The 17,265-nt window shown below is 62.8% G+C and carries 17 protein-coding genes; 7 read left to right on the plus strand and 10 right to left on the minus strand.

The features are described 5' to 3' along the window. Positions 1-34: 34 nt before the first annotated feature. Together P9250_RS13850 and P9250_RS13855 are read right to left on the minus strand one after the other, a co-directional pair. Positions 35-709 carry a hypothetical protein gene (locus P9250_RS13850; RefSeq protein ID WP_250493584.1) on the minus strand — a complete coding sequence of 225 codons (675 nt, stop codon included), beginning with the start codon at positions 707-709 and terminating at the stop codon, positions 35-37. 622 nt (positions 710-1,331) lie between these two features. Then, positions 1,332-1,754 carry a hypothetical protein gene (locus P9250_RS13855; RefSeq protein WP_250493585.1) on the minus strand — a complete coding sequence of 141 codons (423 nt, stop codon included), beginning with the start codon at positions 1,752-1,754 and terminating at the stop codon, positions 1,332-1,334. Positions 1,755-2,027: 273 nt separating this feature from the next. On the opposite strand from P9250_RS13855, the gene P9250_RS13860 reads away from it, so the two are divergent. Continuing rightward, positions 2,028-3,260, plus strand: a complete 1,233-nt coding sequence (locus P9250_RS13860) for an EAL domain-containing protein (protein WP_244829346.1) — start codon at positions 2,028-2,030, stop codon at positions 3,258-3,260. Positions 3,261-3,263: 3 nt separating this feature from the next. Here P9250_RS13860 and P9250_RS13865 read toward each other — a convergent pair whose 3' ends face one another. Further along, a complete protein-coding gene (locus P9250_RS13865; protein ID WP_250510210.1) occupies positions 3,264-4,307 on the minus strand; it encodes an alpha/beta fold hydrolase in 1,044 nt (347 codons plus the stop codon). Between the two features lie 163 nt (positions 4,308-4,470). Between P9250_RS13865 and P9250_RS13870 the strand changes: the two genes are divergently transcribed. Next, the gene (locus P9250_RS13870) at positions 4,471-5,184 is read left to right on the plus strand and encodes a 1-acyl-sn-glycerol-3-phosphate acyltransferase (RefSeq protein ID WP_250510211.1); all 714 of its coding nucleotides are present in this window, start codon (positions 4,471-4,473) and stop codon (positions 5,182-5,184) included. A 94-nt stretch (positions 5,185-5,278) separates the two neighbouring features. Here P9250_RS13870 and P9250_RS13875 read toward each other — a convergent pair whose 3' ends face one another. After that, on the minus strand, positions 5,279-5,647 hold the full coding sequence (locus tag P9250_RS13875; protein ID WP_244829343.1) for a response regulator: 369 nt from the start codon (positions 5,645-5,647) through the stop codon (positions 5,279-5,281). 208 nt (positions 5,648-5,855) lie between these two features. After that, on the minus strand, positions 5,856-6,794 hold the full coding sequence (gene pcaQ, locus P9250_RS13880) for a pca operon transcription factor PcaQ (protein ID WP_250493587.1): 939 nt from the start codon (positions 6,792-6,794) through the stop codon (positions 5,856-5,858). A 126-nt stretch (positions 6,795-6,920) separates the two neighbouring features. On the opposite strand from pcaQ, the gene pcaH reads away from it, so the two are divergent. The 3 genes from pcaH (at position 6,921) to P9250_RS13895 (ending at position 8,637) form a co-directional block, all read left to right on the plus strand. After that, complete coding sequence (pcaH, locus tag P9250_RS13885; protein WP_244829341.1) at positions 6,921-7,622, plus strand: protocatechuate 3,4-dioxygenase subunit beta; 702 nt, start codon at positions 6,921-6,923, stop codon at positions 7,620-7,622. A gap of 5 nt (positions 7,623-7,627) precedes the next feature. Next, positions 7,628-8,236, plus strand: a complete 609-nt coding sequence (pcaG, locus tag P9250_RS13890; protein WP_250467372.1) for a protocatechuate 3,4-dioxygenase subunit alpha — start codon at positions 7,628-7,630, stop codon at positions 8,234-8,236. An 80-nt stretch (positions 8,237-8,316) separates the two neighbouring features. After that, positions 8,317-8,637, plus strand: a complete 321-nt coding sequence (locus P9250_RS13895) for a DUF2288 domain-containing protein (protein ID WP_244829339.1) — start codon at positions 8,317-8,319, stop codon at positions 8,635-8,637. A gap of 35 nt (positions 8,638-8,672) precedes the next feature. On the opposite strand, the gene P9250_RS13900 is transcribed toward P9250_RS13895, so the two are convergent. Further along, complete coding sequence (locus P9250_RS13900; protein WP_244829338.1) at positions 8,673-9,776, minus strand: AI-2E family transporter; 1,104 nt, start codon at positions 9,774-9,776, stop codon at positions 8,673-8,675. Positions 9,777-10,024: 248 nt separating this feature from the next. On the opposite strand from P9250_RS13900, the gene P9250_RS13905 reads away from it, so the two are divergent. After that, complete coding sequence (locus P9250_RS13905; RefSeq protein ID WP_250493590.1) at positions 10,025-10,555, plus strand: OmpA family protein; 531 nt, start codon at positions 10,025-10,027, stop codon at positions 10,553-10,555. Positions 10,556-10,572: 17 nt separating this feature from the next. Here the strand turns inward: P9250_RS13905 and P9250_RS13910 are convergent, their stop codons facing one another. The 3 genes from P9250_RS13910 to P9250_RS13920 form a co-directional block, all read right to left on the minus strand. Then, positions 10,573-12,561, minus strand: coding sequence for an acetyl/propionyl/methylcrotonyl-CoA carboxylase subunit alpha (locus tag P9250_RS13910; RefSeq protein WP_310393577.1), 1,989 nt, complete (start codon positions 12,559-12,561; stop codon positions 10,573-10,575). Positions 12,562-12,630: 69 nt separating this feature from the next. Next, positions 12,631-14,238, minus strand: coding sequence for a carboxyl transferase domain-containing protein (locus P9250_RS13915; RefSeq protein WP_250467375.1), 1,608 nt, complete (start codon positions 14,236-14,238; stop codon positions 12,631-12,633). Between the two features lie 8 nt (positions 14,239-14,246). Continuing rightward, positions 14,247-15,428 (minus strand): isovaleryl-CoA dehydrogenase, encoded by a 1,182-nt coding sequence (locus tag P9250_RS13920; RefSeq protein ID WP_244829334.1) that lies wholly within the window; start codon positions 15,426-15,428, stop codon positions 14,247-14,249. Between the two features lie 164 nt (positions 15,429-15,592). On the opposite strand from P9250_RS13920, the gene P9250_RS13925 reads away from it, so the two are divergent. Continuing rightward, entirely contained in the window at positions 15,593-16,327 is a 735-nt protein-coding gene (locus P9250_RS13925) for a TetR/AcrR family transcriptional regulator (RefSeq protein ID WP_250526862.1), read from the plus strand. On the opposite strand, the gene P9250_RS13930 is transcribed toward P9250_RS13925, so the two are convergent. Continuing rightward, positions 16,320-17,213 carry a ferritin-like domain-containing protein gene (locus tag P9250_RS13930; RefSeq protein ID WP_250526863.1) on the minus strand — a complete coding sequence of 298 codons (894 nt, stop codon included), beginning with the start codon at positions 17,211-17,213 and terminating at the stop codon, positions 16,320-16,322. The two genes, P9250_RS13925 and P9250_RS13930, sit on opposite strands and share 8 nt — an antisense overlap. Between the last annotated feature and the right edge of the window lie 52 nt (positions 17,214-17,265).

Raw genomic sequence — 17,265 nt, forward strand, 5'->3', positions numbered from 1 at the left:
TTTTGCTCTTGCTTTCGTTACCGCAGCCCTTCTTCTACCGGCCGTAAGCCATCAGCGGAGCCTCAGGGCATCGTACCGGTTCCCAGTCAAAAGATAAATCTACAGATTGCAAATCGATGTCCGGATGATGCGTATTCACCATGTAGTTGAACAATGGGTGACGCGCCTCTTCCCAACGCTGCCGCGCGACCGCCACTTCCTTGGCCAGCACGCGATGCGGCATGCCGCCCACGTGCGCCATCGGCAGATACTCGTTTACGCCGAACACGTCCTTGAACAGCATGGCTTCGTATTCCCGGTCGAGCGGCGCACGCGCGGTAATCACCATCCAGTCGATCTCATGCAGTTCGCAGAACATCCACAACGCCTTGCACAACGCCACCTTCACGACTCGTCCCACCATGCCGCCCGCCACGCCGAGGCGCGTCGCTTCCGCGAGTCGGCTTTCGGCGAGATGACCCGGCAGCGTGATCGACTGCTCGACCGCGAGCGGCGCATACGCATTGGTCTGAATGCGCATGGTGCCCAACGGCGCGCCATCGAGTTTCGATTCCGCGAGCAAAACCGCGGTGCCGCTATCGCGATCGGAATGCTCGATCGTCATTTTCTCGGCGAATTCGGGCAAATGCCGACCATACGCAGAACGCCTGATGCTTACGGCTTTCTGGAGCCCGTCGTCGTCCTGGACGATACGGATAGTAAACGGCATGCGTTCCGTTTTCTGAAGTGCGGGCACTACCGTGAGTGTCGGACGAAGCGCCGTTTCAGATTGGTTAGCGGCGGCATTCGTGGCAAGGTTCAGACGTTCCATTTTGTAAACCCCATTTTTCTTGGCGATTAGGAAATTGCCGCGTGATATGGGCGTTTTAAGGTTGTGCCCTCACACGGCGAATCGAGCCTCTCACGAAGTCAAATAACGGGGTGCGCGCTTGCCACTGTTTCTCAGCAAAATTCAGGCTAAACAATTAGAACTTTTATTCTAATTGCCGAACTAATCGCCGGGCAACTGCTGCAAAAATAAATATGCATAGCCGGTATTCGAATATGCATGCACAAGAAGAGTGAAAAGAAACGAGGGCCAACAGCCACCAAATGCCGTGAGAGGTATTCAGGAGAATAGCCGTCTGTCAAGCAATACGAAATATCGCGTAATCACGTCAAAAGACTAAAAAAAGGGGACACGGTAACGTTTGCGCTTCACGCAACACTCGAAAACAGAAAACGGCAACAAATGGATTGTTGGGGAAATGAGCGGACACAAAAACGCGGATGCCTGGACTTTTGGCATCCGCGAATCTCACAACTTGTTGAACAAATCAAAGACCGGGTAATCAGTCTTCTTCGTCGAGCCAAGGAATGTCGACGTCGGTAATGAAGGCAACCATGGCAAGCGGGCGTCCCTCCTGACGGCCGAGATTGCCGTCGGCACGCTGCCATTCGCAGCGGAAGATGGTGGCCGGCGTGTCGGCGAGCAAGGTGATCGTGCGAATTTCGTCCGGATCGTTTTCTTCGACAGGGCCGTCGAGCGAAACGAGCAACTGCTGCGGCCACGCGCCGTCGGCGGGATCGTAGATCTTGTCGCCGTCGTGAACGACCACGTGCGCTTCGACGCCGATGGTCGCCGACGCCTCCACGATCATCTTGCCGAGTGCGCGCAACACCGCCGTGGCGCGAGCCGAATTAGCCTGACGGATGGCGAGATCGCCGCGCGTGAGCGCCTGCTCGAGTTTTGGATTGGTTTTCTGTTGCGCCATCGATGTCTCTCAAAGGTTTTGGTGCAAGCTTCGACGAGCCTTGCGCCGCTTAAGTTGCAGCGGGATCGTATCACCGCCTCTTCAAAGATAGGTCGCGGCGCGGGCGCGGGCAAACACGACGCCGCCACTCAAGTTTTCGCACGCTCGGCCGATACTGCCTTGTATCCCCATCTCGCCGCGTGCCATTGCCGTGCCGTTCATCGACTCGTATGTGCATTCTCCCCGACGCTGTGTCCGCACGCAGCCGTCAGGCCTCGGCCGGCGTGGTCCGACGTGTTGACGGCGCACACCGGAGTCGTCGACGGCATCACGCTTCGCACGCATCTGCAGCCGATCTACAGCCTCCCGCATCAGCGCGAAGTCGGATACGAGGCGCTGTTGCGCGGCGATGCGGGCGATGGCGCGCTGATCGGCCCGTTCGATCTGTTTGGCCGCGCGATCGTCTCGGGCGAGCTCACCGCGCTCGACCGCATGAGTCATCTGGCGCACCTCCGTCATGCCGCGCCGGTGCTGCCGAGCGCGCACTGGCTGTTCGTCAACATGAACCCTGCGACTTTCACGGACCCTGGCTATGCGAAACAGTTCGCCGCGCTCACGCACGCGGCCGGGCTCGCGCCGGAGCGGATCGTGATCGAAGTGCTCGAATCGGGCGGTTCGGATGTCGCGGAGATCGCGCGCGCGACGCGCTCGTTTCGCGCGCAGGGCTTTCTCGTCGCCGTCGACGACTTCGGCGCCGGGCATTCCAATATCGATCGTCTGCTCACGATGCGGCCGGATATCGTCAAGCTCGACCGCAGCCTGGTGCGCGCGCAGAGCGGCAAGCGACGCACGCCGATGCGCGATGCGCTGATGCCGAAGCTCGTCGATCTGCTGCATGAATCCGGTATGTTCGTGGTGGCCGAGGGAATCGAAACCAGCGACGACCTGATGCTCGCGGCGCGCTCCAACGTGGACTTCGTGCAGGGTTATCTGTTCGGTCAACCGGCCGCACAACTCGCCGAACGCGGCGCGGCCACGCCGCTCTTCGAAAACGTATTCGATTCGCTCGCGCAGACGCGCCGCACCGAGCGCCTCGCGAGCGACTTGCTGCTGATGCCGTATCGCTCGAATCTGGCGCAGGCCGCGACGCGCCTCGCGGGCGGCGCATCCGCCGAGCATGCTTGCGCCGCGTTGCTCGCGCTGCCTTGTACGATCAGTTGCTTCTTTCTCGACCACGCGGGTCGCGAATGCCTGCCGACGCTCGCCGGCGCGTGTGAGCGGCGCTCGGCCGACCGCTTCGCGCCCATTGCGGACGCCTCGACCGGCCGCTGGGACACGCGCCCCTACTTCGTCGATGCCCACACGCGGCCGCAGCAGGTCATCACGAGCGCGCCGTATCTGTCGGTAACGGGGACGTCGCTGTGCGTCACGCTCACCATCGCGACGCAGCGCAACGGACGGCTGATCGTCGCGGGCGCGGATCTCGACTGGCGACGCCTGACCGAAGCGGCGCCGTCGATCCTGTAAGCGTCAGCTTGCCGCGATGGCTTGAGCCAGGGCCACCGCGCCTTTGCGCAATGCCGTCACGTTGTTGGGCTCGAAGGTCCAGTGCCCGGCGACATCCACGATGGCGAGTTGCGCGCCCGGCCAAAGCGCGGCAAGGTCGAACGCCTGATCCGCGGGACACACCATGTCGAAACGTCCGTGGACGATACTGCACGGCAGATGCGCAATGCGCGCGACGCGCTGCAGCAGCGGTTCGGGCGGCAGTTCGTGCGCCATGTAGTGACGTTCGAGCAGCGCCATGGAAACGGCGGCGGAGTTGGCCTCGGCGCTCGGGCGCTTGTCGTCCTGCTTCGGGTCGCTCGAGTCCTTCGCTTCGCTCGATGCTTGCGCTTCACCCGATACTTTCGCCTCGTCCGCTTCCTTCGCCTCCTTCGGCGGCTTGTTGACCACCGACAAGGTGGTCTCATACAGCGTCCACGCGCGCGCGAGCCGCGTGCCGGCTTCATCGAAACGCGCGAGCGGCGCTTCTGTCAGTTGCAGGATTTCCTCGCCGCTCGTCGGACGCTTCCCGCTCGCGGCTTCGATGGCATCCAGAAACGCGCGATGCGCCTCCGGAAACACGCGCCGCACGTCCCACAGGAACCAGTCGATGTCCGCGCGCCGCGCGAGAAACACGCCGCGCAGCAAGAAGCCCGTGCAGCGTTCGGGATGCGTGACGCCGTAGGCAAGCCCGAGCGTCGTGCCCCACGAGCCGCCGAACAGCGCCCAGCGCTCGATGTTCAACGCGACTCGCAGTTTCTCCATGTCGCCGACGAGCGCATCGATGCCGTTCGCCTCCAGCTTGCCGAAAGGCTTCGACTTGCCGCAGCCACGCTGGTCGAAGAACACGACGCGCCACTTGTCCGCTTCCAGCACCTCGGCCCATTTGAGATTCATGGCACCGCCGGGGCCGCCGTGCACGACGAGCATGACGGGCGCCTCGCGCGGCCCTTGCGCGCGCCAGTAGATGGAATGGCCGTCGCCCACGTCGAGCATGCCTTCGTCGAAACTCACCGGCTCCTGATCCATGTGTTCCCTTGCGATGTTGATATAAGCGGTCGATGACCTGCACGCGCCATTGTTGCATCGCGCGCCCGAAGACGCATGAGCGAAGCGGCGGTTTTTGCCTCGTGCGTTCACGGCTCGATACCGTTATGCTTCTGGGCTTTCCTCCGTCGATCGCACGATTTCAATGCGCAGCACCCTCGTCAAGTGGCTCTTCGCCACCTATCTGCTCGGCAGCGGCACGATCTGGTCGATCCTGATCCTGCCGCTTTTCCCGTTCGTCGGCAGAAACGGACGCTATTGGTTAGCCAGGCAATGGTGCCGCGCGATGGTCACGATGATGCGCGTCATCGCCGGTGTGGGCGTCTCGGTCGAAGGACTCGAACACTTGCCGCACGGGCCGTGCATCGTATTGAGCCGCCATGAATCGACCTGGGAGACGCTCGCGTTCATGGCGCTCTTTCCGCGCCGCATCAGCTTCGTGTTCAAGCACGAACTCATGCAGATTCCTTTCTTCGGCTGGGTGCTGCGCGGTCTGGACATGGTGAGCCTCGACCGCGGCTCGATCCGTCAGGCGCACCAGGCTGTCACGCGTGAATGCGCCGCGCGGCTGAAGAAAGGCGACGTCGTGGTGATCTTTCCGGAAGGCACGCGCGTGGCGCACGATGCGCCGCTCAAGCTCGCTTCGGGCGGCGTGCGGCTCGCGTGCGCGACCAAGGTTCCGGTCGTGCCTGTTGTCCACGACGCGGGCAAGGTCTGGCCGGCGAAGGGTTGGCCGGATCATGGTGGACATATCCGCGTGATCGTCACGCCCGCCTTGCCGCTCGAATGCGAAATCCCGCAGGAGTTGAACCGGCTCGCTCAAGCGCAGATGGATGCGGCGCTGGCGGAGTTGCGCTGATTGGTTAAGCCGCAAGCCTTTGCCTCGTGGATGCCGACTTGAGGCCTTGGTCGTCGCGTTCCGAGATTCTCGTCGAAGCGCAAGCAGCAGCCGTTCAATAAAGCGGCCGCTTCTTTGCGGCACACAGACGGTTTACGGCCGCAACCAGCGTCTCCATCTCGACCGGCTTGCGCAGATACCCGTCGTAGCTCACGAAAGCCGGCGGATTCGGATGCCCTGAAATCATCAGGAAAGGGATGTGCGCGAGCGCGGCGTCGTTCTTCATCGTTTGACAGAGAAGCGCGCCGCCGAGTCCCGGCATCATCCAGTCGGACACGACGATGTCGACCGTCTGCGCGCCGAGTATCGACAGAGCGCCGTTGCCGTCGACGGCGTAGAGCACGCGGCAATCCTCCCCTTGCATGCAGAGGGTCCAGGCTTCGATGGTGGCGGGGTCGTCATCGACGAGCAGAACGGTCTTCATGGAGCGAACGAGTTGACAGCAATGCGGCACCAAGTGCGGGAAATGACGTCGATGCGCCGAAGCGGCACGCGTCGATAAGACCGGCGCCACGAGCGTTCGTTGCAACCGATTCGCTGTCCCGGCGGGCTTACGTCATAGTATTTGTTTCGCGCGAAATCTGCGCGGTAAATGCTGCTCTAGCAAGGTGCGCGCCGCGGCGCACGACCGGTCACTTGTTCCCGGCGCGCGCACGGCCCGCTTCGCGCAAGGCATCGACCAGACTTTCTTCCACGGGCGTGCGCGCGGAGTCGTTGCGACGTATCAAGCCGATGGGCTCATCGGTGCCGGCGAAGGGCATGGGCAAGGCAACGAGCAAGCCGAGCGCGATGTCCTGCGCGACCGCGCCCGCCGGAACGAACCACACGGCGTCATTGTGCAACGCGAGCGCGCGGCCAAGCGAAACCGACAGCGTTTCGATCAACGCGGTCAGCGCATGCGCGCCGAACGCTGTCAGAACGCTTTCAGCCGACTGACGAATCAACGTCCCGAATGGCGGCACGACGATCGCGAAACGCGCAAGCAACGCGGGCGTGAGCGGCGCCTCGAACGTCAGCGGATGCTCGCGCCGGACAATCACCGCTAGCGGTTCACGATAAATCTGCTCGAAGGAAAGCTCGTGCATGGCTTCCGGCTCGGAGAGCCGGCCGACGACCAGATCGACGTCGCCCGCCTTCAGCCGTTCGAGCAGTTGCGCGTTCGAATCCGTGCGAACGGCAAGCGAAATCGCCGGCCATTGCTGCCGGAAAGCAGCGAGCGCGGGCGGCAGCAAGGCCGTGGCGACAGTCGGCAATACGCCGATGGAAATGGTCCCCGGCACATCGCCACGTTCGCGCAGCAGCATGTCCACGCCTTCGCGCAGCGACGCCACGCACGCGCTCGCATGCGGCGCGAAGAGCCGGCCCTCGCGCGTGGGAACCGCGCCGCGCCTGCCACGCTCGAACAAGCGCACGCCTAGAATGGATTCGAGTTCCCCTATGGTCTTCGACACGGCCGGCTGCGTAATCGACAGGCTGTCGGCCGCGCGCTGCACGCTGCCGAGCTGCGTGACGGCAAGGAAACACTGAAGGTGGCGGAACTTGACGCGAGTGTTGGTGAAGTCGGTATCCATGACGAGTCGTTATGCAAGCAGGCACGAAACATCATTTTCCATAACTCGCTGCATTCGATAAAGTAGTTGCCAGAAATATCCGATTGAAAAAACCCGGACACCCTACAAAACAGGAGACACGTCGTCATGACCTCGCCTATTCTCACGCCTCGCGACTGGGATTCCCACCCGCCGTATCTGTCGCCGGGCTACCGGTCATCCGTGCTGCGCAGCCCTTCGCTGCCGCTCATCCCGCTGAAGGAAAATCTGCGCAACCGCCGCGTTCCCGTCTATGGCGCGGACGACCTGGGCACGCTCGATAACGACCTCACGCGCAATGCCGCCAAGAACGGCGAGCCGCTCGGCGAGCGCATCATCGTGACGGGCCGCGTGCTGGACGACAACGGCCGCCCGGTGCGCAACACGCTCGTGGAAGTGTGGCAGGCCAATGCCGCCGGACGCTATGTCCACAAGGCCGATCAGCATGACGCGCCGCTCGACCCGAACTTCCTCGGCGCGGGCCGCTGCCTGACCGACGACGAAGGCCGCTACCGCTTCATGACGATCAAGCCGGGCGCGTATCCGTGGGGCAATCACACCAACGCGTGGCGCCCCAATCACATTCACTTCTCGCTCTTCGGCGACTACTTCGGCTCGCGTCTCGTCACGCAGATGTATTTCCCGGGCGACCCGCTGCTCGACCTCGATCCGATCTATCAAGGCATTCCCGAGCAGGCGAGAAAGCGCCTCGTGTCGCGCTTCTCGATCGACACGACTCAGGAAAACTACGCGCTCGGCTACGAATTCGATATCGTGCTGCGCGGCCCGGACCAGACGCCGACGGAGTGAACGACATGACCACGCTCAAACAAACCCCATCGCAGACCGTCGGACCGTACTTCGCCTACGGCCTCGTTCCCGAGCAATACAACTTCGATCTGAAGAGCCTGTTCACGGCATCGGCCGCGGATCGTGAAGTGCCGGGCGAGCATATCGCCGTGGTCGGCAACGTGTACGACGCGGAAGGCAAGCCAATTGGCGACGCGCTCATCGAAATCGCGCAGGCTGACGCGAACGGCCGTTACGTGGAAAGCGCCGAAGCCGCGCGCGAGTCGGGCTTTCGCGGATTCGCGCGCGTCGGCACGGGCACGGACCCGAAGCTGCGTTTTATCGTCGATACGGTGAAGCCCGGCAAGACCGCCGACGATGCCGCGCCGCATCTCGATGTCATCGTGCTGATGCGCGGCATGCTGCTGCACAGCTACACGCGCATCTATTTCGACGATGAAACCGAAGCCAACGCGAACGACGCCGTGCTCGCCGCCGTGCCGGCCGAGCGCCGCCATACGCTGATCGCCAAGCGCGAAGCGGGACCGACGGGCAAGCCGGGTGTGTCGGGCACGATCTATCGCTTCGACATTCATCTTCGCGGCCCGAACGAGACCGTGTTCTTCGACCTCTAAACGTCCGCTTCAAGGCGAAACGAAGGCGTCCGGCACTGCGCTATAGTGTCGGACGCCTTTTCGTTTCCATTGCTTCCGTTATGACCGACGCTTCCAACCAAAGCCCCAGCCCGCTCTACACCAAGCTGCTTGCCGAAACGGCGCAGATCGGCTGGTCCGAACTCGAACGCTTCTTCGCAAAGGGCGCGCTGATTTGGGTGAAGGGCGACCTGGATCTAGTGAGCGTCGCCGAGGCTGTCGCCAACGACGACACGCAGCAGGTCACGCAATGGCTCTCGGCCGGACTCATCGAGCGCTTGCAGGCGCAGACCGCCGTCGATATCGCCGCGCGCGATCCCGAGTTGTGGGCCGTGGTGGTATCGCCCTGGGTCTGCGTGCAGGAACGCGGCGCGGGCATTTGAATTACGTCACGCGCGGCGCTTCATCGACTTCGTCTTCAATCGCGCACCCAGTCCGTCCATAGCACGACGAGAATCGTCATCAATGCCGGGCCGATGAAAAGCCCGATCAGCCCGAACGTTTCCGCGCCGCCCAGAATGCCGAACAAGACGAGCAGAAACGGCAGGCGCGTGGAGCCGCCAATCAGCACTGGCCGCACGAAATGCTCGGAGATGAAGACCACGATCAGCCCGAAGATCGCCACGCTGGCAGCCGAAATCACGGAGCCTTGTGCGAGCAGCCATAGCGCCGAGCCGAGGAAGACGATCGGCGCGCAGAACGGCAGCATAGCGGCGACCGCGGTCAGCATGCCGAGCAAGGTGGCGTGCGGCACGCCCGTGATGCCATAGGCGATACCGAGCAAAGCGCCCTCGCCCAGGCCGACCACCACGAGACCGATCACCGTGCTGCGCACCGAGTCCGCCATGCGCCGGATGAGCGCCGCACCGTCCGCGCCAAACGCGCGCCGCGATCCCGCGATCAGTTGCTCGCCAAGCCGCGCGCCCGCCTGGAACATGAAGAACAGCGTCATCAGCATGAAGCCGAAAATGACGAGCCCATGCACTACGCGTCCGCCGAAATGGCGCGTCATCGCGACGACCGTCGCGCTATGCAGACGCTTCACGGCAGGCGACGATTCGAGCGGTGTCGCCAGATTCTCTTGCCACCAGTGCGAAACCTGCTGTGAACCCATTGGTAGATGCTCGACGAAAGCGGGCATCGGAATACCGGTGCGCAAGACGTCGTGGAACCAGCGGAGCATGTCGCTCGCTTCGTTGGCGGTCTGCGCGGCAACGATGGCGAACGGCACCACGAAGAGCAGCCCGACCGCTGTGGCAAGAAACGCCGCGAGCAAGATATTGTGCCGCCTGAACAGCGGACGCTGCTCCAGCCAGTGCAGCGCCGGCCATAATGAAATGGCGATCACGATAGCCCACACCACCGCCGGTATGAACGTGCGCGCCGTGTAGAGCGCAATCAGCACGAGCACCGTGTAAAGCGCCGCCGACGCCGCCCGCTGTACCTTGTTGATGCGTGCGCCCGGGTCCGTATCATGCTCGTTGCTGCGCTCTGGATTACGCGGATATCGCGGTGTAGACATGACGGTGAAAGCTCGCAGGAAGAAAGACGGAGATTCGAATCGATAACCTGAATGGTCGCACGCATTGTAAGCGCGTCGAACGTTCGGACGAAGTTGGCGCCCGGTTGACGCCCAGTTGGCACTAGGTTGGCGCTCGATCCGCACAAAGCGTTCCGCATAGTTGCGGGCAAGCAGCAAATGTTATTTACAACGGCAAGATTCGGGCTCCGTATAATCAAAGCCTCTCTTAAGAGAAGGGAAAGCACGGGATGGCAGGTAGAGCATTACAGTCGGCCGTTGGAACATGCGCGTCGCTTGCGATGCTGGCGAGTTTATTCTCAGGCTGTTCGAGCGGCCTCAGCCGCACGAAGGAAGACAAGCTGAACGCGCAGTACGGCATCACCATGCTGCAGGTCAAAGGCGGCGTGGAGATGCGCCTGCCCGACGCGCCGCTCTTCGATAGGGACGAAGCGCGCATCCGCGCGCAGAACATCGCCGTGCTGGACCGCGTCGCGGATGTGCTCAAACGCAGCATGCGGCCTGTTCTGATCGAAGGCCATACCGACGACGAAGGCTCGCTCGCCTACAACCGCGAACTGTCGCTGGCGCGCGCGAATGCCGTTGCGAATGCGTTGATCGCGCGCGGCGTGCCGGCCGAGCGCATTACGACCAAGGGCATGGCTTACCTGCGGCCCATCGCTAATAACGACACGCCGCAGGGCCGCGCGCTAAACCGGCGCGTCGAGATTCTGGTGCGCACCGAGAGCCAGGACACGTTGCTCGGCAGGCCCAGGAAGTAACGCGCTTCCAGCTTCCTTCAACTCGCTTCGAGCACCAGCAACTGCGAACCGTCGGCAACCTGATCGCCGACGTCGAAGAGAATCTCGCCGATTTTTCCCGCCGTGGGCGCAACGATCGTATGCTCCATCTTCATGGCTTCCATGACGATGAGCGGCGCGCCCTTCGCCACCATCGCGCCTGCCTCCACCAATACCGCGATGACCTTGCCGGGCATCGGCGCGGTGAGACGGCCTTCGTGTTCGGCGTCGCCCGCATGAGCCATCAGGTTTTGCCATTCGAACTGGAATTCCGCGCCTTCGAGAAAGACGTGGAAGATGTCGCCTTCGGTGAAGACGGTGCCTTTTAGCAGGTTATCGTCCAATTGCACGGTGTAATCGGTCGCGCCGCCATGCGTCCAGTCGAAGCGCGCGCTCTTGCCATCGAGCGCGAGCCGCTTCTCGCCGTCTTTCGTGTAGACGACCTTGAACATGTCGTCGTGATCGACCTCGCGCCAGTTCAGGTCCTGGCTATAACCGCCCGCCATGCGCCAGTGCGAGAGCGCGTCCCACGGCGAGTGACCGTGCGCCTCGCCGCCTTCGCGCGTAAGCAGCGCGGCGCAGGCAAGCGCGAGCGCCTTGTTGCGCGGTACGGTTGGCGGCGCGAACAAGGTGTCGCGATGACGCTCGATCAAACCGGTGTCGAGCTCGCCTTGCGAAAACGGCTCGCTTTTCACGATACGTTGCAGGAATTCGACGTTCGTATGCAGCCCGACGATCTCGCATTCGGCCAGCGCCCGTGCCATGCGGGCGAGCGCATCTCGACGGTCGCGGCCATGCACGATCAGCTTCGCGATCATCGGGTCGTAAAACGGCGTGATGGCGTCGCCTTCGCGCACGCCGCTGTCGATACGCACGTCGCCGTCGATCGAAAAACTCACCGCCTGCGGCAATGCGAGATGCTTGAGCGTGCCCGTCGATGGCAAAAAGCCGCGCGCCGGGTTCTCCGCATAGATGCGCGCTTCGATGGCATGACCGTGCACCTTCAGCGCGTCTTGCAACAGGGGCAAAGGCTCGCCCGCCGCCACGCGCAGCTGCCATTCGACCAGATCGAGCCCGGTTACCATCTCGGTCACCGGATGCTCGACCTGCAAGCGCGTATTCATCTCCATGAAGTAGAACTGGCCGTCCTGCGTCATGATGAACTCGACCGTGCCCGCGCCGACGTAATTCACCGCGCGTGCCGCCGCCACGGCGGCTTCGCCCATTGCGCGTCGGGTGGCATCGGAAAGACCGGGCGCGGGCGCTTCTTCGAGCACTTTCTGATGCCGACGCTGCACCGAGCAATCGCGATCGAACAGATAGACCGCGTTGCCGTGCGTATCGGCGAATACTTGCACTTCGACGTGACGCGGGCGCAGCAAATATTTTTCGATCAGCACGCGATCGTTGCCGAAGCTCGACGCCGCTTCGCGCTTGCATGAGGCGAGCGCGGCCGCGAAGTCCTCGCTCTTTTCGACGACTCGCATGCCCTTGCCGCCGCCGCCCGCGCTTGCCTTCAGCAGCACCGGATAGCCGATGCGATCCGCCTCGCGTTGCAGGAGCGCGGCGTCCTGATCGTCGCCGTGATAGCCGGGCACGAGCGGCACCGACGCGGATTGCATGAGCGCCTTGGCCGCGGCCTTGGAACCCATCGCGCGGATGGCTTCGACCGGCGGCCCGATGAAGACGATGCCCGCTTTCTCGCATGCATTGGCGAAGTCTTCGTTCTCGGAAAGAAAGCCGTAGCCTGGATGCACGGCTTGCGCGCCGCTCGAAAGCGCTGCCTCGACAATTCGCTCCATCCGCAGATAGCTTTCGGATGCCGCCGCGCCGCCCACGTGCACGGCTTGATCGCAGACATCGACGTGTTTCGCTTGGGCATCCGCGTCCGAATAAACGGCGACGCTGCCGATATTCATGCGCTTCGCCGTCGCCGCGACACGGCAGGCGATCTCGCCGCGATTTGCAATCAGAATCTTGTTGAACATGGCTTTACATCCGTGGATCAGCTTGAGGTGCGAGACGCGAGTCGGGCGCCTGGGTCCCGACGTCTGGCGTCACATGCGGAATACGCCGAAGCGCGTGTCTTCGATCGGCGCGTTCATCGTCGCGGCAAGGCCCAAGCCCAGCACGTCGCGCGTTTGCGCCGGATCGATCACGCCGTCATCCCAAAGACGCGCGCTTGCATAGTACGGATGACCCTGCGCCTCGTATTGATCGCGAATCGGCGCCTTGAACGCTTCCTCTTCGTCCTTCGACCACGCGCCGCCCTTCTTCTCGATGCCGTCGCGCTTGACGGTTGCGAGCACGGACGCGGCCTGTTCGCCGCCCATGACCGAGATGCGCGCGTTCGGCCACATCCACAGAAAACGCGGCGAGTAGGCGCGGCCGCACATGCCGTAATTGCCCGCGCCGAACGAACCGCCGATGATCACCGTGAACTTCGGCACCTTTGCCGTGGCCACGGCCGTCACCATCTTCGCGCCGTTACGCGCGATGCCTTCGTTTTCGTACTTGCGCCCGACCATGAAGCCCGTGATGTTCTGCAGGAACACGAGTGGAATCTTGCGCTGGCAGCATAGTTCGATGAAGTGCGCGCCCTTCAACGCCGACTCGGAAAACAGAATGCCGTTGTTCGCGACGATGCCGACCGGATGCCCCCAGATATGCGCGAAGCCGGTGACGAGCGTCGTGCCGTAGCGCGCCTTGAATTCGTCGAAAGCGGAATCGTCGACGATGCGCGCGATCACTTCGCGCACGTCGAAAGGCTTGCGGGTATCGACCGGAATCACGCCGTAAAGGCTCTCCGCTTCATGGCGCGGCGGCAGCGGTTCCTTGAGCGCGAGCGGCGGCGTCTTCACGCGATTGAGATTGCCGACGATACTGCGCGCGATGCCGAGCGCATGCGCGTCGTTCTGCGCGAGATGGTCGACGACGCCGGAAAGACGCGTGTGCACGTCGCCGCCGCCGAGATCCTCGGCGCTGACTTCCTCGCCGGTCGCGGCCTTGACGAGCGGCGGGCCGCCCAGAAAAATCGTGCCCTGATCCTTCACGATGATCGACTCGTCGCTCATCGCCGGAACATAAGCGCCGCCCGCCGTGCACGAGCCCATGACCACCGCGATTTGCGCGATGCCCGCCGCCGACATGTTCGCCTGGTTGTAGAAGATGCGGCCGAAGTGATCGCGGTCGGGGAACACGTCGTCCTGATTCGGCAGGTTCGCGCCGCCCGAATCGACGAGATAGACGCACGGCAGGCGGTTCTGTTCGGCAATTTCCTGCGCGCGCAGATGCTTCTTCACCGTCACCGGATAATACGTGCCGCCTTTCACGGTCGCGTCGTTGCAGACGATCACGCACTCCTGTCCCGCAATGCGCCCGATGCCCGTGATGATGCCCGCGCCCGGCGCGTCGTCGTTGTACATGCCGTAGGCCGCGAGCTGCGAGAGTTCGAGAAACGGCGTGCCCGGATCGAGCAGTTGCGCAATGCGGTCGCGCGGCAAGAGCTTGTTGCGCGACACGTGCCGGTCACGCGCGGCTTGACCGCCGCCTTCCGCGAGCTTCGCGACTTTTGCCTTGAGATCCGCGACGAGCGCTTCGAGCGCGGCGGCGTTGGTCCGAAAATCTTCGCTGCGCGGGTTCAGTTTCGATTCGATGATCGCCATGACGCGCCTCAAGCCGTCTCGGCGAACAGTTCGCGACCGATCAGCATGCGGCGAATCTCGCTCGTGCCCGCACCGATTTCATAGAGCTTGGCATCGCGCCACAGGCGTCCCACCGGATACTCGTTGATGTAGCCGTTGCCGCCAAGAATCTGGATGGCTTCGCCGGCCATCCACGTGGCTTTCTCGGCCGTGTAGAGAATCACGCCCGCGCAGTCCTTGCGCACCTGGCGCACGTGGCCCGAGCCGAGCGTATCGAGCTGGCGGCCCACCGCGAAGAGATATGCGCGGCACGCTTGCAGCGTGGTATAGAGATCCGCGACCTTGCCTTGAATCAGCTGGAATTCGCCGATGGCTTGCCCGAACTGCTTGCGGTCATGGATATACGGCACGACCGCATCCATGCAGGCGAGCATGATGCCGGTCGGCCCGCCCGCAAGCACGGCGCGCTCGTAGTCGAGACCGCTCATCAGCACCTTCGTGCCGCCGTTCAATGCGCCGAGAATGTTTTCCTTCGGCACTTCCACGTTCTCGAACACGAGTTCGCCCGTATGCGAGCCGCGCATGCCGAGCTTGTCCAGTTTCTGAGCGACCGAGAAGCCCTTCATGCCCTTCTCGACGATAAAAGCCGTGATGCCCCGCGCGCCCGCTTCGATATCCGTCTTCGCGTAGACGACGAGCGTGTCGCAATCCGGGCCGTTGGTGATCCACATCTTGGTGCCGTTGAGCACGTAATGGTCGCCCTTCTCGTCCGCGCGCAGCTTCATGCTGACGACATCCGATCCGGCGTTCGGCTCGCTCATGGCAAGCGCGCCGACGTGTTCGCCGGAAACGAGCTTTGGCAGATACTTGCGCTTCTGTTCTTCCGTGCCGTTGCGATGAATTTGGTTCACGCACAGGTTCGAATGCGCGCCGTACGACAGCCCGACCGATGCCGACGCCCGCGAGATTTCTTCCATCGCGACCATGTGCGCGGTGTAGCCGAGATTCGCGCCGCCGTATTCCTCGGATACCGTCATGCCGAGCACGCCCATGTCGCCGAATTTCTTCCAGAGGTCCATTGGGAACTGGTCGGTGCGGTCGATTTCGGCGGCGCGCGGCGCGATTTCCTTCGACGCGAAATGCTGAAGCGTGTCGCGCAACATATCGATGTCTTCGCCCAGCGCGAAGTTCAGGCCCGGCACGGTGCTCATGGGGTGTCTCCTCCAGATGCAATGTTTCGGCGCGTCGCGTTTGAGTTTCACTCACAGCAGATGGAGCGCCGCAGAATGGGCCAATTTCATCCTCTATTCGTCTTTCCGTCAATAGGTTTTTGAGCTACGCTCACATTTCTTGCGCACGCTCTTCCGCTACCGCCATGTCCACGCAAAGCACCGCTTCCAACCGCCGTACGCCGTCGGGCGTCAAATCGCAACAACGCGTGCGCGAGATCCTCCAGGCCGGCCGCGAGGTCTTCGCCGAGAAAGGCTACGACGGCGCCACCAGCGCGGAAATCGCGCAGCGCGCCGGCATTTCGGAAGCCACGGTGTTCAGCTATTTCAGCGGCAAGCGGGAATTGTGCGCCCGCGTGATCGCGGACTGGTACGACGAAATCATCGATGCCTTCGAGACCGGCATGCCGCGCGACGGCTCGGTGCGCCAGCAGTTCGCGTTCATCGTGAGAACGCATTTGCGGTTAATGCTGATGAACGGCACCGGTCTGTGCGCGCTCGTGCTCTCGGAAGGCCGCACGCGCCAGCACGATCTGTCGGACACGCTCACCGAATTGCAGCGCCGCTACACCGCGCCGCTCATGGACGTGCTCGCGCGCGGACAGACGCTCGGCCACGTCCGCGGCGACGTTCCGCTGCGTCTTTTGCGCTCGCTCGTTTTCGGGCCGATGGAACACGTGTTGTGGGACGCCACGCTTGCAAAACGCCGCCTGAGTCAGACTCAGATCGAGACGACGGCGAATGAACTGGTGGAAGTGCTGTGGGCCGCGCTGCAACCCGCCGATGCGAAAACGGCGGCGCTAGCGCAGTTTCGACAGGATGTCGAAGACGCATCGCGCCGCTACAAAGCGGCATCGAGCGAAGAGAAGCCGCTTACTTGACGAAGCGGCGCGCGAGACGCGCGAGCATCGGCACGGTGGTCGGGCGCAAGAGCCGCGCGTCGTAACCGCTCATGCGACGCGCGTTTTCCGCGAGACACAGGTCGATCAACGAAGCGACGGAGACATTGCCCGCCACGGAATCGCCGACGTTGGCCGGGAAGTTGGCATCTTGCGCCGCGCCGCTCGTGTCGAAACCTCGTGCGAGCGAAATGCGGTCGCGAATCAGCGAAATCCAGACGCTCGCGGTTTTGAGCAGGAAACCAGGCTTGCGATACCACGGCAGACTGCGCCGATACCACGCCACCCAGTTGGCAAAAAACAGAATGTGACGCGCTTCTTCCTGAATCACCGGCTCGAAGGTTTCGACGAGCGCTTCGGGAAAATAGCCTGACTGGCGCGCCGCCTCGAACAAGCCGAACGCAAAGAAACTGTCGATGCACTCGCTGTAGCCCGTGAGCATCCACGCGCGCAATGCGTCGTCCGGTGCGGGATACGGCGGCTCGGGCGCGAGCTCGATGCCATAGGCTTCGACGAGTTTCGAGAGTACGAGCTTGTGGCGCGCTTCTTCCCCGCCGTTCACGCGCAAGGCTTCGCGCAAATGCGGATCGTGAACCGCCGCCGCGTAAGTCGCCACGCGAATGGAGGCGCGCCCTTCCGTCTGCACCGCGATGTCCCAGATGGGCAGCGACGTCACGCGCTTGAGCGCCGCCGGGGCCAGCTTCGGCCATTCGATCACGGCCGGTTTGTACGGATTGTGCGTCGTCAGCAACATCTCGCAGAACATCCGCAGATGCTGATCCGAGCCAATCCGAATCTTTCCTGACGATCGATACGTCCAATTACGCATCGCATGATCTGCTTCTACCGGAGTGAGCGTGTCGGACATATTCGAAAATTGAGCGACGATCGGGTACGTTCTGCGGATTTTGGCATACCGG

The sequence above is a fragment of the Caballeronia sp. LP006 genome (assembly GCF_031450995.1).
GTDB lineage: Bacteria > Pseudomonadota > Gammaproteobacteria > Burkholderiales > Burkholderiaceae > Caballeronia.